Source organism: Rhizobium sp. 1399, from assembly GCF_031455475.1.
Classification (GTDB): Bacteria; Pseudomonadota; Alphaproteobacteria; order Rhizobiales; family Rhizobiaceae; genus Rhizobium.
In genome coordinates this window covers 40,462-65,341 of the sequence record NZ_JAVDSU010000010.1, presented here as the reverse complement: position 1 = coordinate 65,341, position 24,880 = coordinate 40,462, and the positions used below count along the sequence as shown (strand labels likewise).

At 60.2% G+C, this 24,880-nt stretch carries 25 protein-coding genes; 11 read left to right on the top strand and 14 right to left on the bottom strand.

The window, feature by feature from the left end; translation table 11 throughout:
• The first annotated feature begins 86 nt into the window (after positions 1-86).
• Complete coding sequence (locus tag J2X71_RS26595) at positions 87-1,121, top strand: hypothetical protein (protein WP_310386818.1); 1,035 nt, start codon at positions 87-89, stop codon at positions 1,119-1,121.
• A gap of 34 nt (positions 1,122-1,155) precedes the next feature.
• Here the strand turns inward: J2X71_RS26595 and der are convergent, their stop codons facing one another.
• The 3 genes from der to J2X71_RS26580 all read right to left on the bottom strand — a co-directional run bounded on the left by der (position 1,156) and on the right by J2X71_RS26580 (position 3,977).
• Positions 1,156-2,580: a ribosome biogenesis GTPase Der gene (der, locus tag J2X71_RS26590; RefSeq protein ID WP_310386816.1), complete on the bottom strand. Its 1,425-nt coding sequence runs from the start codon at positions 2,578-2,580 to the stop codon at positions 1,156-1,158.
• Between the two features lie 15 nt (positions 2,581-2,595).
• On the bottom strand, positions 2,596-3,279 hold the full coding sequence (locus J2X71_RS26585; protein WP_310386815.1) for a tetratricopeptide repeat protein: 684 nt from the start codon (positions 3,277-3,279) through the stop codon (positions 2,596-2,598).
• Between the two features lie 101 nt (positions 3,280-3,380).
• A complete protein-coding gene (locus J2X71_RS26580) occupies positions 3,381-3,977 on the bottom strand; it encodes an NnrU family protein (protein ID WP_310386813.1) in 597 nt (198 codons plus the stop codon).
• 129 nt (positions 3,978-4,106) lie between these two features.
• Between J2X71_RS26580 and J2X71_RS26575 the strand changes: the two genes are divergently transcribed.
• Positions 4,107-5,096: a polysaccharide deacetylase gene (locus J2X71_RS26575; RefSeq protein WP_310387131.1), complete on the top strand. Its 990-nt coding sequence runs from the start codon at positions 4,107-4,109 to the stop codon at positions 5,094-5,096.
• Positions 5,097-5,216: 120 nt separating this feature from the next.
• A complete protein-coding gene (locus J2X71_RS26570; RefSeq protein ID WP_310386811.1) occupies positions 5,217-5,747 on the top strand; it encodes a PAS domain-containing protein in 531 nt (176 codons plus the stop codon).
• 61 nt (positions 5,748-5,808) lie between these two features.
• Here J2X71_RS26570 and sbmA read toward each other — a convergent pair whose 3' ends face one another.
• Together sbmA and J2X71_RS26560 are read right to left on the bottom strand one after the other, a co-directional pair.
• The gene (sbmA, locus tag J2X71_RS26565; protein WP_310386810.1) at positions 5,809-7,074 is read right to left on the bottom strand and encodes a peptide antibiotic transporter SbmA; all 1,266 of its coding nucleotides are present in this window, start codon (positions 7,072-7,074) and stop codon (positions 5,809-5,811) included.
• 123 nt (positions 7,075-7,197) lie between these two features.
• Complete coding sequence (locus J2X71_RS26560; RefSeq protein ID WP_405049759.1) at positions 7,198-8,403, bottom strand: YbfB/YjiJ family MFS transporter; 1,206 nt, start codon at positions 8,401-8,403, stop codon at positions 7,198-7,200.
• A gap of 138 nt (positions 8,404-8,541) precedes the next feature.
• Between J2X71_RS26560 and J2X71_RS26555 the strand changes: the two genes are divergently transcribed.
• Positions 8,542-9,159, top strand: coding sequence for a PadR family transcriptional regulator (locus tag J2X71_RS26555; RefSeq protein WP_310386806.1), 618 nt, complete (start codon positions 8,542-8,544; stop codon positions 9,157-9,159).
• A 39-nt stretch (positions 9,160-9,198) separates the two neighbouring features.
• On the opposite strand, the gene J2X71_RS26550 is transcribed toward J2X71_RS26555, so the two are convergent.
• Positions 9,199-9,795 (bottom strand): TetR/AcrR family transcriptional regulator, encoded by a 597-nt coding sequence (locus J2X71_RS26550; RefSeq protein ID WP_310386805.1) that lies wholly within the window; start codon positions 9,793-9,795, stop codon positions 9,199-9,201.
• 193 nt (positions 9,796-9,988) lie between these two features.
• Here J2X71_RS26550 and J2X71_RS26545 point away from each other — a divergent pair, with 193 nt between their 5' ends.
• Positions 9,989-10,387, top strand: a complete 399-nt coding sequence (locus J2X71_RS26545; RefSeq protein ID WP_310386803.1) for a RidA family protein — start codon at positions 9,989-9,991, stop codon at positions 10,385-10,387.
• A 39-nt stretch (positions 10,388-10,426) separates the two neighbouring features.
• Here J2X71_RS26545 and greA read toward each other — a convergent pair whose 3' ends face one another.
• From greA to J2X71_RS26520, 5 genes are all read right to left on the bottom strand, one after another.
• Complete coding sequence (greA, locus tag J2X71_RS26540; protein WP_310386800.1) at positions 10,427-10,909, bottom strand: transcription elongation factor GreA; 483 nt, start codon at positions 10,907-10,909, stop codon at positions 10,427-10,429.
• A 29-nt stretch (positions 10,910-10,938) separates the two neighbouring features.
• Positions 10,939-11,688, bottom strand: coding sequence for a type I methionyl aminopeptidase (gene map, locus J2X71_RS26535; protein ID WP_037104909.1), 750 nt, complete (start codon positions 11,686-11,688; stop codon positions 10,939-10,941).
• 40 nt (positions 11,689-11,728) lie between these two features.
• The gene (locus tag J2X71_RS26530) at positions 11,729-12,790 is read right to left on the bottom strand and encodes an LLM class flavin-dependent oxidoreductase (RefSeq protein ID WP_310386797.1); all 1,062 of its coding nucleotides are present in this window, start codon (positions 12,788-12,790) and stop codon (positions 11,729-11,731) included.
• Positions 12,791-12,974: 184 nt separating this feature from the next.
• Positions 12,975-14,234, bottom strand: coding sequence for an RNA polymerase sigma factor (locus J2X71_RS26525; protein ID WP_310386795.1), 1,260 nt, complete (start codon positions 14,232-14,234; stop codon positions 12,975-12,977).
• The gene (locus tag J2X71_RS26520; RefSeq protein WP_310386793.1) at positions 14,231-14,605 is read right to left on the bottom strand and encodes a YciI family protein; all 375 of its coding nucleotides are present in this window, start codon (positions 14,603-14,605) and stop codon (positions 14,231-14,233) included. The genes J2X71_RS26525 and J2X71_RS26520 overlap by 4 nt, the downstream gene beginning before the upstream one ends.
• Before the next feature lie 204 nt (positions 14,606-14,809).
• Between J2X71_RS26520 and J2X71_RS26515 the strand changes: the two genes are divergently transcribed.
• Positions 14,810-15,772 carry a hypothetical protein gene (locus J2X71_RS26515; protein ID WP_310386790.1) on the top strand — a complete coding sequence of 321 codons (963 nt, stop codon included), beginning with the start codon at positions 14,810-14,812 and terminating at the stop codon, positions 15,770-15,772.
• A 51-nt stretch (positions 15,773-15,823) separates the two neighbouring features.
• Here J2X71_RS26515 and J2X71_RS26510 read toward each other — a convergent pair whose 3' ends face one another.
• Entirely contained in the window at positions 15,824-16,465 is a 642-nt protein-coding gene (locus J2X71_RS26510) for an HD domain-containing protein (protein WP_310386788.1), read from the bottom strand.
• Positions 16,466-16,582: 117 nt separating this feature from the next.
• Here J2X71_RS26510 and J2X71_RS26505 point away from each other — a divergent pair, with 117 nt between their 5' ends.
• Entirely contained in the window at positions 16,583-17,554 is a 972-nt protein-coding gene (locus tag J2X71_RS26505) for a DJ-1/PfpI family protein (RefSeq protein WP_310386786.1), read from the top strand.
• A 4-nt stretch (positions 17,555-17,558) separates the two neighbouring features.
• On the opposite strand, the gene glpK is transcribed toward J2X71_RS26505, so the two are convergent.
• Entirely contained in the window at positions 17,559-19,052 is a 1,494-nt protein-coding gene (glpK, locus tag J2X71_RS26500) for a glycerol kinase GlpK (protein ID WP_310386784.1), read from the bottom strand.
• Positions 19,053-19,232: 180 nt separating this feature from the next.
• Here glpK and J2X71_RS26495 point away from each other — a divergent pair, with 180 nt between their 5' ends.
• The 4 genes from J2X71_RS26495 to xdhC are packed head-to-tail and all read left to right on the top strand — an operon-like array spanning position 19,233 to position 24,695.
• Complete coding sequence (locus J2X71_RS26495; RefSeq protein ID WP_310386782.1) at positions 19,233-20,009, top strand: 3-hydroxybutyrate dehydrogenase; 777 nt, start codon at positions 19,233-19,235, stop codon at positions 20,007-20,009.
• Between the two features lie 29 nt (positions 20,010-20,038).
• Positions 20,039-21,505: a xanthine dehydrogenase small subunit gene (xdhA, locus tag J2X71_RS26490; protein ID WP_310386780.1), complete on the top strand. Its 1,467-nt coding sequence runs from the start codon at positions 20,039-20,041 to the stop codon at positions 21,503-21,505.
• The gene (gene xdhB / locus J2X71_RS26485; protein ID WP_310386778.1) at positions 21,505-23,841 is read left to right on the top strand and encodes a xanthine dehydrogenase molybdopterin binding subunit; all 2,337 of its coding nucleotides are present in this window, start codon (positions 21,505-21,507) and stop codon (positions 23,839-23,841) included. The genes xdhA and xdhB overlap by 1 nt, the downstream gene beginning before the upstream one ends.
• Before the next feature lie 2 nt (positions 23,842-23,843).
• Positions 23,844-24,695: a xanthine dehydrogenase accessory protein XdhC gene (gene xdhC, locus J2X71_RS26480; protein ID WP_310386777.1), complete on the top strand. Its 852-nt coding sequence runs from the start codon at positions 23,844-23,846 to the stop codon at positions 24,693-24,695.
• Here the strand turns inward: xdhC and J2X71_RS26475 are convergent.
• Positions 24,671-24,868, bottom strand: a complete 198-nt coding sequence (locus tag J2X71_RS26475) for a hypothetical protein (protein WP_310387129.1) — start codon at positions 24,866-24,868, stop codon at positions 24,671-24,673. The two genes, xdhC and J2X71_RS26475, sit on opposite strands and share 25 nt — an antisense overlap.
• Positions 24,869-24,880: the final 12 nt, after the last annotated feature.

Sequence of the window (24,880 nt, the reverse complement as noted above, 5' to 3'; positions counted from 1 at the left end):
CAGTTGGTTACCTTTCTGGGCATGAAGCCAAACGCTCGCCTAGTCCCGACATCAATGTGATGGCCGGGCTGAAAGGAAACCGTTCAATGACGACCATCCCTCCCCTTAACCTCTCAGCTCTCACCATTTTGCGTGACTCGCGTCAGCCGGGATATGAAGACGCAGCTCAAGACACGGCGCGACGTATTCTTGCATCTTATACGGTCAATGATGAAGCATTGGCGAACGCCCTCAAAACGATCAGCGAGACGCTCTTTGGCAGCGGAAACACGTCCGCCGGCGAAGATGGTTCAACGATCAACGGCAGCAACAACAGCGATAAGATTCGCTCGGGTTCGCGGAGCACGGTCAACGGTGGTGCGGGCGACGACTCCATACATGCGGGGCACAACAGCGTCGTTAAGGGCGGGGCCGGCAGGGACATAATTCTTGGCGACACAGAAACCACGATTGATGGCGGCGACGGTGACGATATCCTCGTTAGCGGCCCCGACTACGGCGTGGCCGACAGCCCTATGCGCGGAGGGAAAGGCAACGACGTGCTAACTGTCGGCAATGATACCAGCGCCGATGGTGGCGACGGCGACGATATCATAATCGCCGGCAGCAATGCGACGATCTATGAGCGACTTATCAGCGGCGGCGCAGGTAACGACATCATCACCACTAAATATTACAGCGCTGTGGATGGCGGTACGGGCGACGACAGGATCGAGACAGGGGACAAAAGCTCGGCCAAAGGCGGCTCGGGCAACGATATCATTAGTAGCGACTACGAAAGCACGATCGAAGGCGGCAAGGGCAATGACACCATTACTGCGACAGCGGATTCAACCATCCGTTTTTCTGCAGGGGATGGTGAGGATAGCATCAAGCTTCGGGGTGAAAACAACACCATAGCGCTTGGTCCGGGTCTCGCGGCCGCCAATACCATCATCTCGGTATCTGGCGATAAGACAACGATCACTCTCGCCGGCTCTACTGACAAGATCACAGTCGATACACGGTCGATACGCTCTTTTGCGATCAGCTTTGCAGATGGCACGACACAGCAGATCGGCAGACTGTACCCAGTACGCCCTGCACCATCTTCCTTTGCTCAAGCCTACGCCGAGCATTGACTGCTCCGCTATATCAGCAAGCGACAGAAGCGGACTAAGTCCGCCTCTTCTTGCCCTCAAACGGATTGTCCGGCGACCGGTAGTGGATCCGGATCGGTACGCTCGGCATATCGAAATCCGCCCGCAACCCGTTGATCAGATAGCGTGTATAGGATTCAGGCAGGGCATCGGAACGGGTACAGGACACCATGAAGGCCGGCGGGCGCGCCTTTACCTGCGTCATATATTTGAGCTTGATGCGGCGACCGGAAACGGCCGGTGGCGGATGCTGGACCTGCTGCTGCTCCAGCCAGCGATTGAGCTTGGCGGTGGAGATGCGCTTGTTCCAGACACGGTCCGTATCGATGATCGACTGCATGAGCTTGTCGAGCCCCCAGCCTGTCTGGCCAGAGATCGGCACGGCGCGGATGCCGCGCGCCTGCGGCAGCAGCCGGTCGGTCTTTTCGCGCAGGTCAGCAAGCACGGCCTGGCGATCCTCGATCATATCCCACTTGTTGAAAGCAAGCACGGCCGCGCGGCCTTCGCGCAGCACGAGATCGACGATATGCAGATCCTGCTTCTCGAAGGGGATCGTCGCGTCGAAGACGATGACGACGGTCTCGGCAAAGCGGATGGCGCGCAGCCCATCGGCAACGGAAAGCTTTTCCAGCTTCTCGATCACCTTGGCCTTGCGGCGCATGCCGGCCGTATCGAACATCTTGATGGTACGTCCGCGCCAATCCCATTCAACGGAGATGGAATCGCGGGTGATGCCGGCTTCCGGCCCCGTCAGCAGCCGGTCTTCGCCGAGGAAGCGATTGATCAGCGTCGATTTGCCGGCATTAGGACGGCCGACAATTGCCACGCGCAGCGGCTTGGTGTCGTCATAGGCAGGCTCTTCGTCTTCTTCGCCCTCTTCACCGGTCGGCTGCGGCAGATCGACGTCGGTGACGGCAACGTCGTCTTTCGATGGATAAGCGACATCCTCGCCGAGCGCAGCAACGATGGCGTCGCGCAGATCGAGCATGCCCTGCCCATGTTCGGCCGAAATCGGCACGGGTTCGCCAAGCCCCAGCGAATAGGCATCGTAGAAACCGCTGTCGGAACCGCGCGCCTCAGACTTGTTGGCAACGAGCACAACCGGCTTGCCGCGACGGCGCAGCATTTCGCCGAGCGCCGTATCGACCGGCGTCAGACCGGTTTTGGCATCGACGACGAAGAGCGATAGATCGGCCTCGTCGATTGCCGTTTCCGTCTGCTGGCGCATGCGGCCCTGCAGGCTCTCATCCGTCATCTCTTCGAGGCCTGCCGTATCGACAATTGTAAAACGCAGGTCGATTAGCCGCGCTTCACCCGGACGGCGGTCGCGGGTCACGCCCGGCGTGTCATCGACAAGCGCAAGCTTCTTCCCCACCAGCCGGTTGAAAAGCGTCGACTTGCCGACATTCGGGCGTCCGACGATGGCGACCGTAAAACTCATTATTTTCCCTTAAGCTCAGCCCTGCGCGGCGGGCGCCTTGCCGGATGCGGTGATGAGATCAAGCATCATATGGGCACGATTGGCAACACCGCGCGGGCTGTCCACATCGTCGACGATCGACTGGAACCACTGACGCGCCTGCGCCATGTTGCCGGCCTTGTAGGCTGCAAGACCGAGAGCCTCGCGCGCCGAGTGGCGGAAGGCATTGCCCGGAACGGCCATTTCCTCGACGGCGGCAGAAACCTGCTCATAGGTGCCGTTTTCGATCAGCAGCCAGCCGGCGCGCATCTTGGCGGCGTCCTGCACGGCAGCCGGAACGGACGTGTCCTTGGCAATGGACTGGAAGGATGCAATCGCACCGGCATTGTCGCCCTTCTGCGACTGGACGGTCGCGGCGCGCATGCGCGCCAGGACCGGGTAAGCGCCGTGGCCTTCCTTCTCCAGCTTGTCGAGAGCGGCGAGCGCCTCGTCAGTCTTGTTCTCGTCGGCAAGCTTCATCGCCGCCAGGAACTGGTCGCCGGCGCCGGAGGAACGGGTATTGTCCCAATATTCGTAGGCGACCTTGCCGATGGTTCCGAGCACGATGAGAACGGCAATGGCAATGATATAGCGGCCAAACCGGCGCACCGCGCCCTTCATCTGGTCGGAACGCAGTTCCTCATTGACTTCACGAATGAAGCTATCGTCGTTGAATGCCATTCTCGTCTCCGGCCGCGGATACCCATATACAATGCAAAACGCACATTGTCGGGCCTTCTACTCCATTTTGCAGCAGTTGTAAGGGGGATATCGCAGAATCGTCACGAAGCAAGCATCGGTAGCGGCGCGACACCGATCAGCCATTCGTGAACACGCCAGATCATCAGCGCCCAGACGACTACGCCGATGATGACGGCATAGATGTCATATTTGGCCGAAACGAAGATCGGCAGCGTGATCTCGCCCCGGCGCTGGCGCCGCTTCAGCGAAATGCGCACCACCACGCCCCAGGCAAGGAATGCAGCAAAGAGCAGCACCGAATAGGCCTCGCCATTCGACAGAAGATGAGCAAGCGCCCAGATCTTCACCGACAGAACGATCGGATGTTTCGTCTTCGTCTTGATATAACCGGCTGGCAGGAAACCGGCGACGAGACAGATCACTGCAATCAACATCAGAGTGACGGTGAGATGCGCCATGCCCATGGGTGGATTGTAAAGCATGCCGATCGGCTCGCTACGGGCGACGCCAAAGGCATAGACCACGAAGATCAGCGTCAGAATGCTGGCAATCGAGTGGAAGGCGATCCAGGCGGGCTTGCCCACCCTGTCAATCATCGCCTGCCGGAAGCCCGGAACGACGACACGGATCAGATGCAGGCCGAGGAAGAGAATGAGGCTGAGGACGAGCAGAGCCATGATGATCTGGTTTTCCTATTTTGACGGTCAGCCATGAATTACCGGCAGACGGCGAAAAATGCCAGCAAGACCGCAGCTTCGCCGCATTTCTGTAACAGGAAAACCGCAATGCAAATTGTCGCGGTGCCCATGTTTCGTTTTATTTTTTCTGCGTCCCTCGCTCTCTCCTCGATTTTTCCTGCTGTTGCGGACGCCGCCGACAAGCCGAAACAGCTTGTCATCATTTCCTTTGACGGCGCGCACGACAATGCGCTCTGGCAGAAGAGCCGCGAGATGGCGGCGAAGAACGACGCACATTTCACCTATTTCCTCTCCTGCACCTTTCTGATGAATCAGGAAGCCAAGCAGGCTTACCAGGCCCCTCATCAGAAACGTGGAAAATCCAATGTCGGCTTCGCACAGAGCGACGACGAAATCCGTGAACGCCTCGGCAATATCTGGCACGCTCACCTCGAGGGCCATGATATTTCCAGCCATGCCTGCGGCCATTTCGACGGCCGGCAATGGGGCGAAGCGGACTGGTCAGCCGAATATGCGACTTTCAAGACCACGCTGAGGAACGCCTGGAAAAGTGTCGGCCTGGAAGAGCCAGCCGGCTGGCAGGATCTCGTCGATCACGGCATCAAGGGGTTTCGCGCCCCTTACCTTTCCACCGGCGGCGGCGCGGACATGATCGCAGCCGAGAAGAAGGCCGGCTTTACCTACGATGCAAGCCTCGTCACCAGGGGGCCGGCCATGCCCGTCGAGGAAGACGGCGTCATCCGCTTCGGCCTACCGCTCATTCCCGAAGGCCCGGGCGAAAAGCCAATCATCGGCATGGATTACAATCTCTTCGTTCGCCACTCCAAGGGCGAGGAGGATGCAGCTGACAGCGCCGCTTTCGAAGAGCGCGCCTATGCCGCCTTTAAGGAAGCCTTCGACAAGCAATATACCGGTAGCCGCATTCCCCTGCAGCTCGGCTTCCACTTCGTGGAAATGAACGGCGGCGCCTATTGGCGCGCGCTCGACAGGTTGGTCAGCGACGTTTGCCACAGATCAGATGTTGCCTGCGTCAGCTATTCCGAAGCGATCCCCATGATCGAGGCCCGCGGCAAGCTGCAGGAGACCTCCGGGTTGTGAGGCGCACTTACCGCTCAAACTGTTGGATATCAAAAACCACCTGCACCTATTGATTGCATCGAGCCTGCACTTCGATAAGCATTACCTCACAAATGCGCAGCAAGCATGGGAGGTAACGTCATGACATTTATTGAGAACCCGGAGTGCCTGGCTGACAAAGACGAATTTCCCGCTTGTGAAACTGGCTTTTTCACTTGGGATATCGTTGCGAACCTCCTCTATGGCGACGGAGCGGTCGCTGAGATGTTCGGGCTTGATTCCGCGGAAACGGCAAGTGGCCTTCCACTCGAAGCCTATGTCGCCCGTATCCATCCGGAGGATCAGCCGGCGGCCGCCAAGATCATCCATGATACAATCCTGACGCAGGAGCCAGAGCAACAGAGCTACCGCGTACGTCGCGCCAACGGCACCTTCCATCAGGTCATGGCATTTGGGCGATGCTTCCGCGACAAGAACGGCATTCCGTCTCTTTACGGCGGCATTGTCTTTCCTCTTCCCGATGAAGCGCCGGTGGCTACACCGCTGCTCGACCATTGTTTGGCGGCCTACGATATTGCCATCAGGGAAGGCAACAGGGCCGTCGCCGACCATATTCTGGAGGCATTGATGGATATGGACCGGAAAAATACGGGCTGTACGCGCTCGAACTGACGATCCTCGTCGGATCCCCAAAAGAAAAGGGCCACCGAAGCGGTGGCCCTTATTCTTGTGGTCAGCCATCAACGTGGACGACACCGGCCTCGCGCTCCAGGTAGCGCTGGTCGATATCAGGCAGCGGCTCGTTGTCGATTGCCGCCTCGAAGGCCTTGAGACGCTTGTGGATGGAGAGCAGCTCGATGATCGTCGACCAGGAGTTCACCAGGTATTGGAAAGAATTGCTGACCTGGCCGAAAGCGGTCGCGATCTGTTGGAAGATACCGTACGTGATGGCGCCGGCAACGAGGGTGGGCGCCATAAAGAAATAGACGAAAAGATTGTCTGCCTGCAGATAAAACGAGCGGGCAACGTTAAAATACATGTAGTGAAAGTAGAGCGTGAAATAGTTTTTCCGCACCCTTGAAAACAGTTCTTGGACGGTCGGCGGCTGCGCCCGGTCGGCGTGGTCCTCGCCATAAACCAGTTCCTTGCGGTATGCGGCTTCCACGCGCTGGTTCTTGAAGTTCAGACCAGGCAGCTTGATACCCGCCACAGCGAGCAGGACCGTACCGAAGGCCGACCAGAAGATAGCCAGCCAGAAGAGAGAGTTCGGCACTTCACCAAGAAACGGCAGGGTCGTTACATAATGCGATAGCGCCAGCATGATCGGCAGGAAGACGACCAGCGTCATCACCGAATTGATCAGGTTGATGCCGAGCCCTTCCAGCGTCGTGGAAAAACGCATCGTGTCTTCCTGCACACGCTGCGATGCGCCTTCGATGTGACGAAGCTTTTCCCAATTCGCCATGTAGAAATTGTTCATCGCGGTTCGCCAGCGGAAGATGTAATGGCTGGTGAAAAAGTCGGTCATGATCGATACGAACATGGCGAGGAAGGCGATCTGTGCAAAGATCAGAAACAGATCATAGAAGTTCTCGACGGTAATACCCGGCTTCTTCGCCAGCGCGTTCTGCAGCAGATCGCCAAATGGCCGACGCCAATTGTTGATCACGACCGAGATCTGCACACTAAAATAGGTCACGAAAATGATCAGCGCCGATCCCCATATCGACCATATCTTCCAGGGATGGCTCATCGCCTTGAGATGCCAAGCACCGCAAAAGATCAAAGCGCTCGCCAGGAAGTAGCCGTAAAACCAAAGATTTTCTGGCAGCAGGAAGAACGAGAGATCGATCGGCTGCTGCTCTTCAGGAACCGGCGCAAATCCAAGCGAAACACCAAGATCGGCGGCGAAGAAATACCAGCCTAAAATCGCAGCCAGCGTCCAAATTGTGAGCGAAATAAAGAACGCCTTTGGCTGGGGAAAGAAGGAATGAAACACGGGAGGATTTGCTTTCCTGAACTGGAGTCACGGAAGAGTGGCGAACCACTGATTGCCCGGAAATTAAGGCAGTTCGAAGAAAGCGGCAATGGGTTCAGCCCATTGTTACGCACTTGTAACCACTTAAGGGATTTTCTTCATCACAGGCATGACAAGTAGTGCGCAGAAAACCAGCACGATGGCAGCAATAATGGTCGGCAGCACGAAATTTCCGGTTGCCTCGGCGATCCATCCAGCAACGACTGGGCCGATAATCTGGCCGACACCGAAAGCCGCCGTCATCAGCGCCAGGATGCGGCGCGGGCTTTCGGGTGAGAGCCGGCGGCCGATCTGCAATCCATAGGCGGTGATGGCAAGGAAAGTGGCGCCGAACAGCGCGCCACCGATCAATGGTGCCACCGAATGCGGCAGTTCGACCGTTGCGAGCACACCGATAGCCTCGATGATGAGCGCCGCAACATAGACGCCGCCAAGACCGAGCAAGCGCACGAACGGCTTCCAGATGAACAGCGCGACCGTCGCCATCAGCCCCGCTATGAACCAGCAGAGGAACTCGACGATCGGCCCGGACGCGCTCGCGCGGGCGATGGCGACGAGGAACGTGGCGGTAATGACATAGCCGAAGCCGAACAGACCATAGGACAGCGTCAGCAGCACCATCGGCCGGCTCCAGGTCAGCGCCGGCTCCTTCACCTGCCCGTTGTGCACCGGCGCCTTCGGCAGCAACGCCCAGACGATGCCGAGGCTGACCAGGCAGAAAAGCGCTCCACCGATCCAGTCTGCGCGCCAGCCGCCGGCCGCATCGTCAAAAACGTAGCCGAGCGCAAGCACCATGACGGATGAAATCGCAATCCCCGCCCCCGGCCCGCCAAAATGCGTCGCCTGAACGTGATCATTGCCTGCAGCAGCGCCGTGACTCAGCACGATTGCCGAACTGAAGACCAGCGTGAAGGCGCTCGCCACGCCCGCCAGGAAGCGGATGATGGCAAAGAGCAAGACTGAATCCGTCGCCGCCATGGCGGCCAGCAGGATTGCAGTCGCAAGCAAGGAAAGAAGCGCCACCAGCCGCTCGCGCCCCGCCGCCCAGCCATAGGCGGCAAGAACGGCGCCGACGAGATAACCGACGAAATTGGCGGAAGCGATGAAGCCCGCATCGGCGGCCGAAAGCGGCACCCCGACCATCATGCCGGGCAGGATCGGCGTGAAGGAAAAGCGCCCGAAGCCCATGGCCGCCGCCATGGCGACGGCGCCTGCAAGCGCTGTGGTGAGGAGATTGACCGGCCGGTCGTTATTTGGAGCCAACATGGCCCGTTTATCGCGCTGCAACATAGGTGTCACAAGTGAGTAATTCTGATGGGTGCTTCAATTTCGCGAATAGATTTTTCGCGCTCACCTCTTGAACGACATATCTTACGATATATGTTTTACGACATAGTGAGCGATACATCAGATATAAAGGAGCATGTCATGAGAGGTTTTCGAGGTGGTTTCGTCGGTGAGGCGATGCGCATGGGAATGGGCCGCAGGTTTTCCGCAGGCGAATTGCAGACGATCCTGCTGGCGCTTCTGGAAGAACGTCCCAGCCACGGCTATGAACTGATTAAGACGCTGGAAGAGCGCTCCGGCGGCTTCTACGTGCCGAGCCCGGGCGTCATCTATCCGGCGCTGACCTATCTGGAAGAAACCGGCCTGGCGGAAGTCGAAAACGACGGCGCAAAAAAGCTCTACAAGATCACCGAGGCCGGCCGCCAGAAGGTGGAAGATAACCGCGCCGCGATCGACGAGACGCTTGCCAAGCTGGAGCGCATTGCCGAAGGCATGGCCTTCGTCAATCGTATGTTCGACCCTGACCAGCCCCACGGCGGAAATGGTGGTGGTGGCCGCGGCCACCGCCGTCGTGATCAAGAGGACGACGATTTCGGCCGCGACCACAGCAATGTCCATGCCGCACGCCAGTTGCTGCGCTCGGCGCTACGCATGCGCCATCCCTGGTCGGCAAGCGAAGCTGCCAGGATTTCCGGGATATTGGAACGAGCGGCCATGGAAATCCTGCAGGGCGGCAAGACCGACCCGCAGCAGGACTAATTCCGCTTGAACGAGTGGCGGCTCAAGTGGCCGCCCTCGTCAGTTGTCAGTTTTCAAAAGACCGCTTGCCAGACGTCGGAACGCATCGACGACCTTTGCCAGAACAGCATGAGGATCATCCTCCGCGGCAACCCAGAGCGCCGCGCTGAGCGACGCTCCATTGAGCAGCCGGGCGGCGGCTTCCGCATCGACGGATCTGACAGTACCTTCATCGATCAGCGCCTGGATGGTCTGGGTCGTCGTACGAAGGCAAGCATTCTGGCTTGGCCATTGCGAGGGATCGCCCAGCACCGCCGGCCCGTCGAGCATCATAATGCGCTGGATCTCCGGCTCCAGCGACATCTCGATATAGGCTGTATATTCCGCCAATAGCCCGAGCCAGCTCGTCTCCGCACGATCGCGCTCCATGCGCAGCCGCTCCACCATCTCGCCGTCGATCTGGTCGATGACGGCCTGCAACAGCCCCTTCTTGTCCCCGAAATTATGATAGAGAGCGCCCCGTGTCAGGCCGACATCGGCAGTCAGATCGTCCATGGACGCCGCCGCATAACCTTTGACCGCGAAGGCTTTCCGGGCGGCCTGAATGAGCTTCGCCCTCGTCTCCTCCATCATCTGCGCCCGGTTTTTTGCGGCCATCGTCATCTCCAAGTTAACATACGCACCGTATGCGTATTGACATACGCGGCGTATCCCCCAATATATCCACATACGGAGCGTATATCAATTACGGTTCCGCATAACGGACGAGACCCGTACCCACGAATGCTTCACCTCCCACGACGGACGCGAGTCCGGCGATAGGTACTCTTTTGTCTACAGGAGAAAAACAATGACCAAGCGTGACGCGATCTTCCCCGCCGGCAGGCAGGCACTGTATGAAATCAACCGCTATTCGGCAGCGATCCGCTCCGGCGACCTTCTCTTCGTCTCCGGCCAGGTCGGCAGCCGTGAAGATGGCTCGCCGGAGCCCGATTTCGCGAAGCAGGTCCAGCTTGCCTTCGACAATCTGAAAGCCGTGCTGGCCGCTGCCGGCGCCACCTTCGACGATGTCATCGATGTCACGACCTTCCACACCGATCCCGAGGCGCAGTGGCCGGCAATTTCGGGTATCAGAATGAAGGAAATCGGCGAAGCGCCCTACCCGAACTGGACGGCAGTCGGCGTGAACTGGCTTGCCGGGTTCGATTTCGAGATCAAGGTCATCGCCCGCCTGCCGCAGGCCGCCTGACGCAGAGATGAGCGCCGCGTCTCGAAAGCGCGCGGCGCTCTACGCGATCTCGACGATTTCGAGTTCCTGCTGACCGACAGTCACGACATCGCCGACACCCTTGCCCATGAGAATCCGGGCAACAGGCGAGACATAGGAAATCGACCCGGCTTTCGGATCGGCCTCATCCTCTCCAACGATGCGATATGTCTGCACCCGTCCGTCGTCGCGGCTGAAGGTAACGGTGCTTCCGAAGGCCACGACCTCGGTCGAAGCCGGGTCCGCAACCAGTTGCGCCGTGCGGACACGTTCGACGAAATAGCGCAGGTCGCGCAATGGATTTGCCTGCTGCCGCCGACGCTCATTCACATCTTCGAACACGCCTGCTGCCTCGTAGGCCTGCCGCGCTTCCTGCACCTGCAGTTCAAGCGCCTTCAGCCCGACCTCCGTCACGAGGTTGGGATGAGACGAGATTGGCCGATCGGGCAGCAGCGTTTCCGCTGCGGTTTCGGCACTTTCTTCCTTGGTAAAAGCAACAGCCATCTCGGCCTCCGGCAGCGAGGGGAAAACCCTCAAGCCGCCAATGTCAGAATAATCGGCCCGTTGCGGGTTGCAACGACAGTATGTTCGTACTGCACCGTTGGGGCCTTGGGATCGGCATAAAGCGTCCAGGCATCGTCGCCGCCTTCCGCCCAGGTGGCACCGAGCGACAGGAAGGGTTCGACGGTAAAGACGAGGCCTTCCGTCATCATGCGCCGTTCGGAGGGATCCGGCCAGGTGGAAAGCTCGGCCGGCTCTTCATGCAGCGAGCGGCCGACGCCGTGGCTCGCAAGATTGGCGACGAGCGTATAGCGGTTCTTCTGCGCGAAGGCACCGACGGCATTGCCGATCTTCGCTAGCGGCTCGCCAGCCTTGATCTGGTTGAGACCGACCCAGAGCGCCCGCTTGCCGTCCCGGCAGAGCCTCTCGATCCTCGATTTGACCGGCGGCACGGCGAAGGAAGCGCCGGTATCGGCAAAGAAGCCGTCCTTTTCCGCCGAGACATCGATATTGACGAGATCGCCAGGGCGAATGACCCGCGGCCCGGGAATGCCGTGGGCGATTTCCTCGTTGACGCTGATACAGGTCGCGCCCGGAAACTGGTAGCAGAATTCCGGAGCGGAACGCGCGCCGGCATCTTCCAGCACCTTGCGGCCGATCTGGTCGAGTTCCAGCGTCGTCATGCCCGGCTCCATGGCCGCCGCCATCACCTGTATGGCATTGGCACAGATGCGGCCGATATCCTTGAGCTTAGTAAGTTCTTCGTCGTTCTCGATAACCATAGACCGTTCCGGATTTTACCCGAGAGCGACAGGCTCTGCGTCAAGCGGTGGCTTTCGCGCCTTCGGGAGCCCCAGTCAATGCCTTTCTGACGATCGGCGCCACTTTTGTACCGTAGAGTTCGATGCCGCGCATGATCTGGTCATGCGGCATCAGGCCGATCGCCATCTGCAGCAGGAAGCGGTCGTTGCGGAAAACCTTGTGCGCGGCAATGATCTTCCCGGCCACGAGTTCGGGATCGCCGAGGAAGAGATTGCCGGTCGGGCCGCGTGACATGTCGAACTGCGCCCGGCTCGTCGGACCCCATCCGCGCTCGCGGCCGATGCGGTTCATCACTTCGGCCTGCGGACCGTAAAACTGGTCTGCTGCAGCCTCAGTCGTATCGGCAATGAAGCCATGCACGTTGATGCTGGTCTTCAGCTTCGCGGCATCCTGCCCTGCCCGGCGGGCAGCTTCCCGATAGAGATCCAACAATGGCGCAAAGCGCGGATATTCACCGCCGATAATGGCAAGTGCCACCGGCAAGCCGAGCGCACCGGCGCGAGCAACGGATTGCGGCGTACCGCCCACCGCGATCCACAGCGGCAACGGATCCTGCAGCGGCCGCGGATAGACGCCGCGTCCCTGGATCGGCGCACGAAGCTCGCCTTTCCAGGTGACGACCTCGTTATCGCGCAGCGCCAGAAGAAGATCGAGCTTCTCCTCAAAGAGCTGGTCGTAATCTTCGAGATTGTAGCCGAAGAGCGGGAAGGATTCGATGAAGGAGCCGCGCCCCGCCATGATTTCAGCACGGCCGTTTGAGATCAGGTCGAGTGTTGCAAATTGCTGGAACACCCGCACCGGATCGTCGGAGGAAAGAACCGTGACGGCGCTGCTGAGACGAATATTCTTCGTCTTCGCCGCCGCAGCAGCAAGCACAACCACCGGAGCCGAGGCCACATAATCAGGCCGATGATGTTCGCCGAGCCCGAAGACATCGAGGCCGACCTGATCGGCAAGCTCGATCTCTTCGATCAGATGCTTGATCCGCTCGGCCCCCTCCACTCCCTTGCTGCGGGACGGGTTGGGATTGACGTCTGCGAATGTATAAAGGCCCAATTCCATGGTCGGCATCCTGTTTGACTTGCCCCTGAGATAAGGTCCGGCAGGGCTTGGAGCAAACGGAAATTCTGGAACGGATCGTTCGATAAAGTTGATAGCCGCGTCAGGCGGACGACACCCGGGTATCGATGATTTCGATGCCCATTCACTGAGAGTCGCAAGACGCGGTATCCCATGGACACACGGCTTACTTTACCACCGACCGCCCCGCGTCTTCCTGCATCTTGTCGATCTGCCGGCGGATATGGGCCGCTTCCGCAGCCGAATGGGCAAGTGCAATCGCGCGGTCGAAGGCGATCCGTGCCTGGGCGATTCGGCCGAGCTGCTTCAAGAGATTGCCGTGCAGGCCGTGATAATAGAAGTAACCGTCGAGCTTTTCGCCGAGCGGCTCCATGAGGTCGAGCGCCGCCTGCGGGCCATGAAGTTTGGAAATGACGACAGCGCGGTTCAGCGTCACGACAGGTGAAGGCTGGACACGTTCGAGCGCGCGATAAAGCAGATCGATTTCCACCCAGTCGGTATCTTCGGCGCGTTTTGCGCGGGAATGGACGACGGCAATCGCCGCCTGCAGCTGGTAGGGACCGGGCTTTCGGTGACGTAACGCCTTGTCGAGCAGCGCCAACGCCTCGTTGATGAACGGCTGGTTCCAGAGGGAGCGGTCCTGATCCTCGAGCAGCACGATCTCGTCTTCGGCACTGAAGCGCGCCTGCCGGCGGGAAATCTGCAGCAGCATCAGGGAAAGCAGCCCCATCAGTTCCGGTTCGGCGGGGAAGATATGCAGTATCAGCCGCGCCAGCCGGATCGCCTCATCGCTGAAGGCTGCCGCCTCCTGCTCCGGATCAGCCTGGCTGTAGCCCTCATTGAAGATCAGATAGATCATCGTGCTGACGATTATCAGTCGCTCGGCCCTCTCCTGCGGGCTCGGCGTCTCGAACGGCACGCCAGCCTTTGCCACCCGCGCCTTGGCGCGAGTGATGCGCTGCTCCATGGCGCTTTCGGAGACGAGGAAGGCACGGGCAATCTGCGTCACCGACAGGCCGGAGACGATGCGCAGGGCCAGCGCGATCTGCTGGGTGGCCGGCAGGTCCGGATGGCAGCAGATGAAAAGCAATCGCAGGATATCGTCGCGATAATGGGAATCGTCCAGCCGGTCGGCGATGTCGCTTTCAGCGTCCTCTTTATCTGAAATCTGGTCCTCGTCCGGCAGCGCCTGGATCTTCGCCCGCTTGCGCACCGCATCGATGCCGCTGTTGCGGCCGACGAAGATCAGCCACGCGGTCGGATCGCGCGGCGGCCCCTTTTCCGGCCAGGTCCGGATCGCCCTCAGGCACGCCTCCTGAAACGCTTCTTCCGCCGTATCGAGATTACGAAAGTAGCGCAGCAGCGCGCCGAGCGCCTTCGGCCGGGCCGAGGCAAGCGCGAGGTCGATCCAGGCAATGTCTGTCATGATGCGGTCTCTCCCGGCCTGAAGGTGTAGAACGGCCGTATTTCGTAAGAGGTGGAACCAGGATTGACCGCCGAAAGCTGTTTCGTGAAGCCGATCGCCTCATCCAGCGTTTCGAAATCAACCGTATAGAAGCCGAGAAGCGCCTCCTTCGTTTCCGCAAACGGACCATCGACAACGAAGGCCTCGTCCCTGCCCTTGCGCACAGTCGTTGCAGTCGTCGTCGGCATCAGCCGGCCGGTCGGGCCGAGCTTGCCGGCAGCGGCGAGCGGCTCGATCACGGCATGGAGATTTCCCATGACGGCAGCCTCTTCCTCCTCGGTCCAGGCGAAAACGGTTTCCTCATTGGCGTAGCAAAGGATTGCGTAAAGCATCGGTAGCTCCTCTTTCCGAATGACGAATGAGTAACCGTTTGGCCGACAGGCCGCATCAAAAAATTACGAATGGGAAAATTGGTAAATCTGATGAATGCAGCGCGGTTAACTATCCACAAGGGCTCTGCAATCGCCGCCATTGAGTTGCCCAATTTGGTCCAGAGAGCTCTGCGCGCTTTCCATCACCTTTCCATTCGAGAACCCATGAACAAATCTCAGAGACTTCTCGTTGCGCTTGCCACCCTCGTCTTGTCGACGCGGGCTGCCCATGCCGCCTCCGCCCCGGAAAACTTCCTCTATATGGGCTCCGGCGACCTCGCGGCCGCAAAGGCGAGGCTCGCCCGGCCCGATATCAGTGGCGTACAGGTCGTCTATAACTGGAGGAGCCTGGAAACGGCGAAGGGCCAGTATGATTTTTCGGCAATCGAGCAGGACCTGGCCATTGCCAAAAGCCTCAACAAGAAGATGTTTATCCAGGTGCAGGACCGCTTTTTCAATCCGAAGGCGCGCAACATTCCAGACTACATGCTGACCGAGCCGGAATATGACGGCGGCCTGACCCCACAATTCGACAATCCCGGCGAGAACAAGCCGGTCGGTTCCGGCTGGGTCGCCCAGCAGTGGAACCCGGCCGTTCGCGAACGTTACCAGGCGCTGCTGAAGGCGCTTGCTGAAAAGTTCGACGGCCAGGTCTACGGCATCAACCTGCCGGAAACCTCCATCGACCTCGATCCGAAGCATGAGCCGAAGGGTTTCTCGTGCGACGCCTATTTCTCCGCCGAGATGGAAAACCTCGCCTTTGCCCGCAAGGCCTTCGAGAAGTCGCTGGTTGTCCAGTACGTGAACTTCTGGCCCTGCGAATGGGAGAACGACCATAATTACATCGGCCGTCTCTTCGATTACGCCGCCAAGAACAATGTCGGCCTCGGCGGCCCCGATATCGTGCCGAACCGCAAGGCGCAGATGAAGAACTCTTATCCCTTCTTCAACAAGTACAAGGGCAAGCTCTCCTATGTCGGCTTCGCCGTGCAGGAGCCGACGCTGACCTACAAGAACCCGGCCACCAAGAAGCCCTTCACCAAGGAAGAGTTCACCGCCTTCGCCCAGGACTATCTCGGCGCCAACGTGATCTTCTGGAGCACGGCGACACCCTGGCTGAAAAAGTAACGAGAGCAGGCAGGCGGCGCCGAAGCCGCCTGCCTGGACTTTTCGAATACTCTAGCCGATCCAGGCTGAATTGCGGATCACGCTGCAGAAATTGCCTCTGTGGAAATGCGGATCCTTATCAGCCAGTACATCCGCCTTCACATTGCCAAAAGTCGTTTCCGGCTTGTGCTTGATGCCGTCATAGAAGGTCTGGAGGATATCTTCCTTGAAATGCAGCGTGCGCGGATGGGCATGGACGACTGCGTCTCGATCGGCATCACCGAACCCATGATAATCGATGCCGAGCACATCCATCTCCACGCCCGCCGTCACGAGCGCTACGACCGGATGCATGTGCTGCGGAATGCCGGGCGTCGTATGCAGCGCAATCGCCGTCCAGACCGTATCGATATCGGCATGCGCGATACCGTAACTCTTCAAGAAATCACGAGCGGCATTGGCGCCATCGACCTCGAAACGCTCACGCTCCGAACTGTGCTGATGCGTCAGCCCCATATCGTGGAACATGGCGCCGGCATAAAGCAGTTCGGGATCGAAGCGCAGTCCGCGGCGCTTGCCCGCAAGCGCACCAAAATAGAAGACACGGCTGGAGTGGTGGAAGAGCAGCGGCGACTCGGTGTCCCGAACCAGTTCGGTAATGTCGCGTGCCAGCTTGCTGTCGGGAATACTGATATCGCCAATCGTCAATGTCATCGTCTTTCTCCTTGCTGGTGGATGTCAGGGAGAGTAAAAGCTGCCAACGATGGCTGGAATGAACGATATCCGTCATTTTCTGCCAAAACCATTCTACTGCGGACATGAGGCCATCAGATGAAACTCAGAAACATCGCCATCCTCGCCATTCCCGGCGTCCAGCTTCTGGATGTCTCCGGCCCGCTCGACGTCTTTGCCGAAGCTAATCTGCAAAGCGGCATGGAAGCCTATCGCCCCGTCGTCATCGCCAGCAGCCACGGCCATATCCGCAGTTCCTCCGGCGTGCGGCTGGTTGCCGATTACACGATCGAAGATGAGATCGGTCCGCTGGATACGCTTCTCGTCGCCGGCTGCCCGAATGCGGCTGAGATCAGACCCGATGCAAGGTTGCTGGATTGGCTCCGCGAGACCGCACCTCGCGCCCGGCGCTACGGTTCAGTCTGCAGCGGCGCATTTCTGCTCGCCGCTGCAGGATTGCTCGACGACCGGCGAGTAACGACCCATTGGGCCGTCACCGAGAGGCTGAGGGAGGCCTACCCTTCGGTGACTGTCGAGGAAGATGCCATCCATGTAGCCGATGGAGAATTGAGGACAGCGGCTGGCGTCACTGCAGGACTGGATCTTGCCCTCTCCCTCGTCGAAGAGGATCTCGGTCGCGATGTGGCGATGCGCACCGCAGCCCAGCTCGTCATGTTCTTCAAGCGCCCCGGCGGCCAGATGCAATTCAGCCGTAAGGGTGAAGCCGCCCCCGCCGGACGCTCGGCATTGCAGGAGGTGCAGCGCTGGATCGCCGCCAATCCGGCTGCCGATCACAGTGTGGCGGAACTGGCCCGCCGGATGGAGCTGAGCCCCCGCCATTTCGCCCGCCTTTTTCGCGAAGAGGTCGGGATGACACCCGCAAGCTGGGTCGAATCCACTCGTATCACGGCTGCCCGTCGCCTGCTCGAAAGCGGCCACGCGCCGAAACAGGTGGCAAGCGAATGCGGCTTTGCCGATGACGATACGCTACGCCGCGCCTTCACGCGCCATCTTGGCGTGACGCCGGCGGAATACCGCAAGCAGTATGCTCATATGAGCTCGCCAAACTGAGCAATCAAAGCTCGTTCAGCGTCCGCTTCACCGCATTCTTCCAACCCTTGAGCTTAGCGGCACGGGTCTTCTCGTCCATCGAGGGCTCGAAGCGCCGGTCACGCTTCCAGGTCGCCGAAAACTTCTCCCTGTCCGGCCACACCCCAGCCCTGCTGCCGGCCAGCCAGGCCGCACCGAGCGCCGTCGTCTCGAGAATGACAGGACGATCGACCGGCGCCTCAAGCAGATCGGCAAGCCGCTGCATCGTCCAGTCCGAGGCCACCATGCCGCCATCGACGCGCAGCACCGTATCGTCGGTTCCGTTCTTCCAGTCCTTCTGCATCGCTTCCAAGAGGTCGCGCGTCTGGTAGCAGACGGCCTCCAGTGCCGCGCGGGAAAGCTCCGCCGGGCCGCTGTTGCGAGTCAGGCCGTAAATCGCACCGCGTGCCTTGGCATCCCAATGCGGGGCGCCGAGGCCGGTAAAGGCCGGCACGAGATAGACGTCCTGTGTCGGATCAGCCTTCTCCGCTAGGTCGTTCGTATCGGACGCCCTGTCGATGATGCCGAGGCCGTCGCGCAGCCACTGCACGGCTGCCCCGGCAATGAAGATCGAACCCTCCAGCGCATAGGTCGTCTCACCATCAAGGCGATAGGCGATGGTCGTCAGCAGCCGGTTCTTCGACCGCACCATATCGCTGCCGGTATTGAGCAGCGCGAAGCAGCCGGTGCCATAGGTCGATTTCAGCATGCCCGGCTCGAAGCAGGCCTGGCCGATCGTCGCCGCCTGCTGGTCGCCGGCAACACCGAGGATCGGGATGGCCGCACCAAAGAGTTCGGGATCGACGGTGCCGAAATCATCGGCGCAATCCTTCACCTCTGGCAGCATGGCGGCCGGCACGCGCAGGATATCGAGCAGATCCTCGTCCCACTCATTGGTCGCGATATTGAACATCAGCGTGCGCGATGCATTGGTCGCGTCGGTCACGAAGCTTTTGCCGCCAGTCAGCCGCCAGATGAGGAACGTGTCGATCGTGCCGAAGCAGAGATCGCCCCGCGCTGCCCTCGCCCTTGCGCCCTTCACATTGGCGAGCATCCAGGAGAGCTTCGTTCCCGAGAAATAGGGATCGAGGATAAGGCCGGTCTTCTTCGTGAAGGTGCGCTCGAGATCCTGCCGCTTGAGATTGTCACAATAGCTTGCCGTGCGCCGGTCCTGCCAGACGATGGCGTTCTGGATCGGCTTGCCGGTTTCGCGCTCCCAGACGACGACGGTCTCACGCTGGTTGGTGATGCCGAGTGCGGCAATATCCTTGGCCGTCACCTTGGCTTCGCGCAGCGCCATGTGGATCGTGGAAACGACCGAGTCCCAGATCTCCTCGGGATCGTGCTCCACCCAGCCGGAGCGCGGATAGATCTGTGTGAATTCCTTCTGGCCCATGCCGGCGATCTTCATGTCGCCGTCGAAGACGATCGCCCGCGTCGAGGTCGTTCCCTGATCGACCGCCAGAACATATCCACCCATGCGATTCCTCCCGCTGCATGCTGTTGTCGTGGCAATCAATAGGGCAGGTCCGCCTGGCTTGGAAGGGCGTAAGTGGCAGCCAGGCCCCTCAGTCACTTCCCGATTGCCAGCTCGCCGCCTTTGGGCATAACCTCGCCTTGACGCTGCAATGCAGCATCTCATAGTCAGGGAGGAAGAAGCATGAGCAGATCAGTCGTCGTCACCGGCTCCACCAGCGGCATCGGGCTTGCGATCGCCACTGCCTTTGCTGCCAGCGGCGACAACGTCGTCATCAACGGCTTCGGAAAGGACGACGAAATCAAGGCGATAATCGAACGCCTTGAATCATCGTCGAAAGCGAAGGCCCTCTATCATCCGGCCGACATGACGAAACCCTCAGAGATTGCCGATCTGATCGAGACTGCCGGCAAGACCTTCGGAACGGTCGATGTACTCGTCAACAATGCCGGCATCCAGCATGTCGAAAAGATCGAGGATTTCCCGATCGAGAAGTGGGACCAGATCATCGCCATCAATCTCTCCAGCTCCTTCCATACGATGCGGGCTGCGATCCCGCTGATGAAGGCGAGGAAATATGGCCGCATCATCAATATCGCCTCGGCCCATGGCCTGGTCGCCTCGCCCTTCAAATCTGCCTATGTAGCGGCAAAGCATGGTATATTAGGCCTGACGAAGACGGCTGCCCTGGAGCTTGCCGAATTCGGCGTGACGGTAAACGCCATCTGCCCGGGCTATGTATTGACCCCGCTGGTCGAAAAGCAGATCCCCGATACCGCCAAGGCGCGCGGCATGACCGAGGAGCAGGTCAAGACCGAGGTCATCCTCAAGGCGCAGCCGACGCATGAATTCGTCAAGGCCGAGGAGATCGGCGCGCTGGCGCTTTACCTCGCAAGCGAGGAAGCCCGGCAGGTAACCGGTACGCATATCTCGATTGACGGGGGCTGGACGGCGGCATAACCATTTTAAGAAAAACAACCGGGAATATCATGAACGACAGCATCCGCTTCATCCTCAATGGCGAGGACGTTTCCTTGAGTAAGGTCCGGCCGACGGAGACTCTTCTCGATTTTCTCCGGCTGAAGCGGCGGCTGACGGGCACCAAGGAAGGCTGCGCCGAAGGCGATTGCGGTGCCTGCACCGTGCTGGTCGGCCGGCTCATCGACGGCAAGCTTTTCTACGAATCCGTCAATGCCTGCATCCGCTTCATCGGCTCGCTGCACGCGACCCATGTGGTGACGATCGAGCACCTGGCAGCCAAGGACGGCACGTTGCATCCGGTGCAACAGGCCATGGTCGATTGCCATAGTTCGCAATGCGGCTTCTGCACACCGGGCTTCATCATGTCCCTTTATGGCCTCTGGCTCTCCAACGAGAAGCCGGACCGTGCCGAGATCGAAAAGGCGCTGCAAGGCAATCTCTGTCGCTGCACCGGCTATGAGCCGATCGTCAAGGCCGCCGAACAGGTGAGCCTGCAGCGGCCGAGCACCCTCTTCGATCCGCTCGAGAAGACCCGTGCCGAAATCATCTCTCGCCTCTGGGCCATGCAAGCATCCGATACGATTTCGATTGTGTCAGAAGAAGGCCGCCTCATCGTGCCGCGCTCCGTCGATGCGCTTGCGCGGGTGCTGGCGGCCGAGCCGACCGCAACCGTCATTGCCGGCTCCACCGATGTCGGCCTCTGGGTCACCAAGCAGATGCAGCACCTGAACCCCGTGGTCTTCATCAATCATCTGGCGGAGCTTCAGACGATCACTGCAGGTGAATATGGCATCGCGATCGGCGCCGGCGTCACCTACACCCGCGCGCTCGACACCATCGCCCGGAAGATCCCCGCCTTTGCCCGCCTCATCACCCGCATCGGTGGCGATCAGGTGCGCAACATGGGCACGATCGGCGGTAATATCGCCAATGGCTCGCCGATCGGCGACAGCCCACCGCCGCTGATTGCGCTTGGCGCGCAGCTGACGCTGCGCTCGGCCGGAGGCGCCCGTACTCTGCCGCTGGAAGATTACTTCATCGCCTATGGCAAGCAGGATCGCCGGCCGGGCGAATTCGTCGAAAGCGTCTTCGTGCCCCACCCGGTCGCGGACGCCAAATTCGCCGTCTACAAGATCAGCAAGCGCCGCGACGAGGATATCACCGCCGTGCTCGGCGCCTTCTATCTGGTGCTTGGTGAGGACGAGCGCGTGACCGAGATCCACATCGCCTTCGGCGGCATGGCGGCAACGCCGAAGCGCGCCCGCAGCGTCGAAGCCGAGTTGATCGGCAAACCCTGGACGGAAGCGACCATAGAGGCCGCACGCCCTGCCTTTGATGCCGATTTCCAGCCGCTGACGGACTGGCGCGCTACGGCGGAATACCGCCAGTTGACGGCCAAGAACCTGCTGACGCGCTTCTATCTCGAAACCGTCGGCGCACCTGCCGAACTGAAGCGGTTCGAGGAGGTTGCCTGATGGACAAATCCACCTTCGAAGACCGCAAGCTCATCAACGGCCAGATGCATGTGTCCTTGCGCCATGATTCAGCGCATAAGCATGTCACCGGAAGTGCCGACTATATCGACGATATTCCCGAACCCGCCGATCTCCTGCACGGCGCTATCGGCATGTCCGATCGCGCCCATGCCGAGATCATCTCGATGGACCTGTCGGAGGTCGCGGCCCATCCCGGCGTGGTCTGGGTCTTCACCGGCAAGGACATCCCCGGCATCAACGACGTCAGCTCGAATGGCAGCCATGACGAGCCGCTGCTTGCCGAAACCCTGGTTCAATTCCACGGCCAGCCGATCTTCGCCGTCATAGCCGAAACCCGCGAGGCTGCTCGTCGTGCGGCCCGCATGGCAAAAATCGAATATCGCGACTTGCCGCACTGGAGCGACATCGACGGCGCCGTCGAAAACGGCAGCCCGCTTGTGATCACCCCGATGACGCTGAAACGCGGTGAGGCGAAAACCGAAATGGAAAACGCCCCTCGCCGGCTGACAGGCCGTATGCGCATCGGCGGTCAGGAGCATTTCTACCTCGAAAGCCATATCGCCATGGCGATCCCAGGCGAGGACGACGAGGTCACCGTCTGGTCTTCGACCCAGCATCCGAGCGAAATCCAGCATATCGTCGGCCATGTGCTGCATATTCCCTCGAATGCCGTCACCGTGAATGTGCGCCGCATGGGCGGCGGCTTTGGCGGCAAGGAAACGCAGGGCAACCAGTTCGCAGCCCTCGCCGCGGTCGCGGCCAAGAAGCTTAAGCGCGCCATCAAGTTCCGTCCCGATCGCGACGAGGACATGAGCGCCACCGGCAAACGCCATGATTTCCGCGTCGATTATGAACTCGGCTTCGATGACGAAGGCCGCATCCACGCTGTCGACGCCACCTATTCGGCGCGCTGCGGCTTCTCGTCGGACCTGTCGGGCCCGGTGACCGACCGTGCGCTCTTCCACGCCGATTCCAGCTATTTCTATCCGCATGTGCATCTGACCTCGCAGCCGCTGAAGACGCATACCGTCTCCAACACCGCCTTCCGCGGTTTCGGCGGCCCGCAGGGCATGCTCGGCGCCGAGCGCTTCATCGAAGAGATCGCCTATGCCGTCGGCAAGGATCCGCTCGATATCCGCAAGCTGAATTTCTACGGCCAGCCAGGCTCGGGGCGCACGACCACGCCCTATCATCAGGAAGTCGAGGACAATATCATCGCCCGCGTGGTCGAGGAGCTGGAGGACAGCGCCGACTACCGCGCCCGACGCAACACCATCGTCTCATTCAACCGCGACAGCCGCTATATCCGCAAGGGCATCGCCCTGACGCCGGTGAAATTCGGCATCTCCTTCACCATGACCGCCTTCAACCAGGCCGGCGCCCTCGTCCATATCTATCAGGATGGCTCGATCCACCTGAACCATGGCGGGACTGAAATGGGCCAGGGCCTCTATACCAAGGTGGCGCAGGTGCTGGCAGACAGCTTCCAGGTCGATATCGACCGCGTGAAGATCACAGCGACAACGACGGGCAAGGTGCCGAACACTTCGGCGACCGCCGCCTCCTCCGGCTCGGACCTGAACGGCATGGCCGCCTACGATGCGGCGCGCCAGTTGAAGGAACGGCTGGTCGCCTTTGCGGCAGAGAAATGGAACATTCCGGCCTCTGAAGTCATCTTCCTGCCGAACCGGGTGCGGGTCGGCGAGATTGAAATCCCCTTCCCCGATTTCATAAAGCAGGCTTACTTCGCTCGCGTTCAGCTGTCCGCCGCCGGCTTCTACAAGACGCCGAAGATCCACTGGGATCGCCAGGCCGGCCGCGGCACGCCCTTTTACTATTTCGCCTATGGCGCCGCCTGCACCGAGGTCACGATCGATACGCTGACCGGCGAATATCTGATCGACCGCACCGACATTCTCCACGATGTCGGCCGCTCGTTGAACCCGGCAATCGATATCGGCCAGGTCGAAGGCGCCTTCGTCCAGGGCATGGGCTGGCTGACGACCGAGGAGCTCTGGTGGGATGACAAGGGCCGCCTGCGCACGCATGCGCCTTCCACCTACAAGATCCCGCTCGCTTCCGACCGGCCGAAGATCTTCAATGTGCGGCTCGCCGAATGGTCCGAGAATGCGGAAGCCACCATCGGCCGCTCCAAGGCCGTCGGCGAACCGCCCTTCATGCTGGCGATTTCAGTGCTGGAAGCGCTCTCCATGGCCATCGCCAGTGTCGCCAACTATCGCGTCTGCCCCCACCTCGATGCGCCCGCAACGCCTGAACGCGTGCTGATGGCGGTCGAGAGGATGAAGAGGGTATAGCTATGACGCGGCGCGAAATCCTTTCCGGTTTTGTGCCCGGCAGCGACTTCGGTGCCTTTCTGGCCCTCCAGCCGGAAGCGGTCCTGATCGAGATATCAGGCACGCAGGGCTCGACACCGCGCGAGACCGGCACCTTCATGCTGGTTTCGGCAAGCAGCCTCTGGGGCACCATCGGCGGCGGCCAATTCGAATTCATCGCCATCGGCAATGCCCGCGAATTGCTCGCCGGCACCGGCGGCAATGACCTCATGGATATTCCGCTCGGGCCGGAAATCGGCCAATGCTGCGGCGGCCGCACCCAACTGCGTTTCCGCCGTGTGACCGATGCCGTCAGGGATGACCTGGAGAAAAAGCAGGAAAGTGAAGCCGAACACCTGCCGGAAGTCTATGTCTTCGGCGCAGGCCATGTCGGCCGCGCCCTTGCAGCGGCGCTCGCGCCACTACCGCTTTCCATCACCGTCGTCGAGACCCGGCGGGATGAACTCGCCAATCTTCCGGTCTCGACGAAGAGCCTATTGGTGCCGATGCCCGAGGCATTGGTGAAGGACATGCCCGCCGGCGCAGCACTCGTCATCCTGACCCACGATCATGCCCTTGATTTCCTGATAGCCCGTGAAGCACTTGCCCGCACCGACCTTGCCTATACCGGCATGATCGGTTCGGCGACCAAACGAGCGACCTTTGCGAGCTGGCTTTCCCGCGAGGCAGGCGGCGAACGCTCCTGGCTGGAGCGCCTTACCTTGCCGATTGGCGGTTCCTTCGTGAAGGACAAACGCCCCGAAGTGATCGCCGCCATGACAGCGGCCGAAATCCTGACCGCACTTGTCGCCTACCGCGACCGGTCATCCTCGTAACGCGGGTCGCGTCCATCCAGGAAACCGAGATCGCGCTTGATGCGATCGGGTGTGACGTCGATATCCAGCCGCGGCCTCCGGCTGCCAATCCCCCGGGCGAGCCGGCGAATGATGACAGTGAACAATGCCTCTCTTGCAGGAGAACGGCTCTCTTCGATAGCTTGGCAATCCATGACATCACCTTG

Coding starts and splice junctions, on each gene's coding strand:
- J2X71_RS26595 (WP_310386818.1), top strand. CDS start 87: ATGACGACCATCCCTCCCCTTAACCTCTCAGCTCTCACCATTTTGCGT.
- der (WP_310386816.1), bottom strand. CDS start 2,580: ATGAGTTTTACGGTCGCCATCGTCGGACGCCCGAATGTCGGCAAGTCG.
- J2X71_RS26585 (WP_310386815.1), bottom strand. CDS start 3,279: ATGGCATTCAACGACGATAGCTTCATTCGTGAAGTCAATGAGGAACTG.
- J2X71_RS26580 (WP_310386813.1), bottom strand. CDS start 3,977: ATGGCTCTGCTCGTCCTCAGCCTCATTCTCTTCCTCGGCCTGCATCTG.
- J2X71_RS26575 (WP_310387131.1), top strand. CDS start 4,107: ATGTTTCGTTTTATTTTTTCTGCGTCCCTCGCTCTCTCCTCGATTTTT.
- J2X71_RS26570 (WP_310386811.1), top strand. CDS start 5,217: ATGACATTTATTGAGAACCCGGAGTGCCTGGCTGACAAAGACGAATTT.
- J2X71_RS26560 (WP_405049759.1), bottom strand. CDS start 8,403: ATGTTGCAGCGCGATAAACGGGCCATGTTGGCTCCAAATAACGACCGG.
- J2X71_RS26555 (WP_310386806.1), top strand. CDS start 8,542: ATGAGAGGTTTTCGAGGTGGTTTCGTCGGTGAGGCGATGCGCATGGGA.
- J2X71_RS26550 (WP_310386805.1), bottom strand. CDS start 9,795: ATGGCCGCAAAAAACCGGGCGCAGATGATGGAGGAGACGAGGGCGAAG.
- J2X71_RS26545 (WP_310386803.1), top strand. CDS start 9,989: ATGACCAAGCGTGACGCGATCTTCCCCGCCGGCAGGCAGGCACTGTAT.
- greA (WP_310386800.1), bottom strand. CDS start 10,909: ATGGCTGTTGCTTTTACCAAGGAAGAAAGTGCCGAAACCGCAGCGGAA.
- map (WP_037104909.1), bottom strand. CDS start 11,688: ATGGTTATCGAGAACGACGAAGAACTTACTAAGCTCAAGGATATCGGC.
- J2X71_RS26530 (WP_310386797.1), bottom strand. CDS start 12,790: ATGGAATTGGGCCTTTATACATTCGCAGACGTCAATCCCAACCCGTCC.
- J2X71_RS26525 (WP_310386795.1), bottom strand. CDS start 14,234: ATGACAGACATTGCCTGGATCGACCTCGCGCTTGCCTCGGCCCGGCCG.
- J2X71_RS26520 (WP_310386793.1), bottom strand. CDS start 14,605: ATGCTTTACGCAATCCTTTGCTACGCCAATGAGGAAACCGTTTTCGCC.
- J2X71_RS26515 (WP_310386790.1), top strand. CDS start 14,810: ATGAACAAATCTCAGAGACTTCTCGTTGCGCTTGCCACCCTCGTCTTG.
- J2X71_RS26510 (WP_310386788.1), bottom strand. CDS start 16,465: ATGACATTGACGATTGGCGATATCAGTATTCCCGACAGCAAGCTGGCA.
- J2X71_RS26505 (WP_310386786.1), top strand. CDS start 16,583: ATGAAACTCAGAAACATCGCCATCCTCGCCATTCCCGGCGTCCAGCTT.
- glpK (WP_310386784.1), bottom strand. CDS start 19,052: ATGGGTGGATATGTTCTGGCGGTCGATCAGGGAACGACCTCGACGCGG.
- J2X71_RS26495 (WP_310386782.1), top strand. CDS start 19,233: ATGAGCAGATCAGTCGTCGTCACCGGCTCCACCAGCGGCATCGGGCTT.
- xdhA (WP_310386780.1), top strand. CDS start 20,039: ATGAACGACAGCATCCGCTTCATCCTCAATGGCGAGGACGTTTCCTTG.
- xdhB (WP_310386778.1), top strand. CDS start 21,505: ATGGACAAATCCACCTTCGAAGACCGCAAGCTCATCAACGGCCAGATG.
- xdhC (WP_310386777.1), top strand. CDS start 23,844: ATGACGCGGCGCGAAATCCTTTCCGGTTTTGTGCCCGGCAGCGACTTC.
- J2X71_RS26475 (WP_310387129.1), bottom strand. CDS start 24,868: ATGGATTGCCAAGCTATCGAAGAGAGCCGTTCTCCTGCAAGAGAGGCA.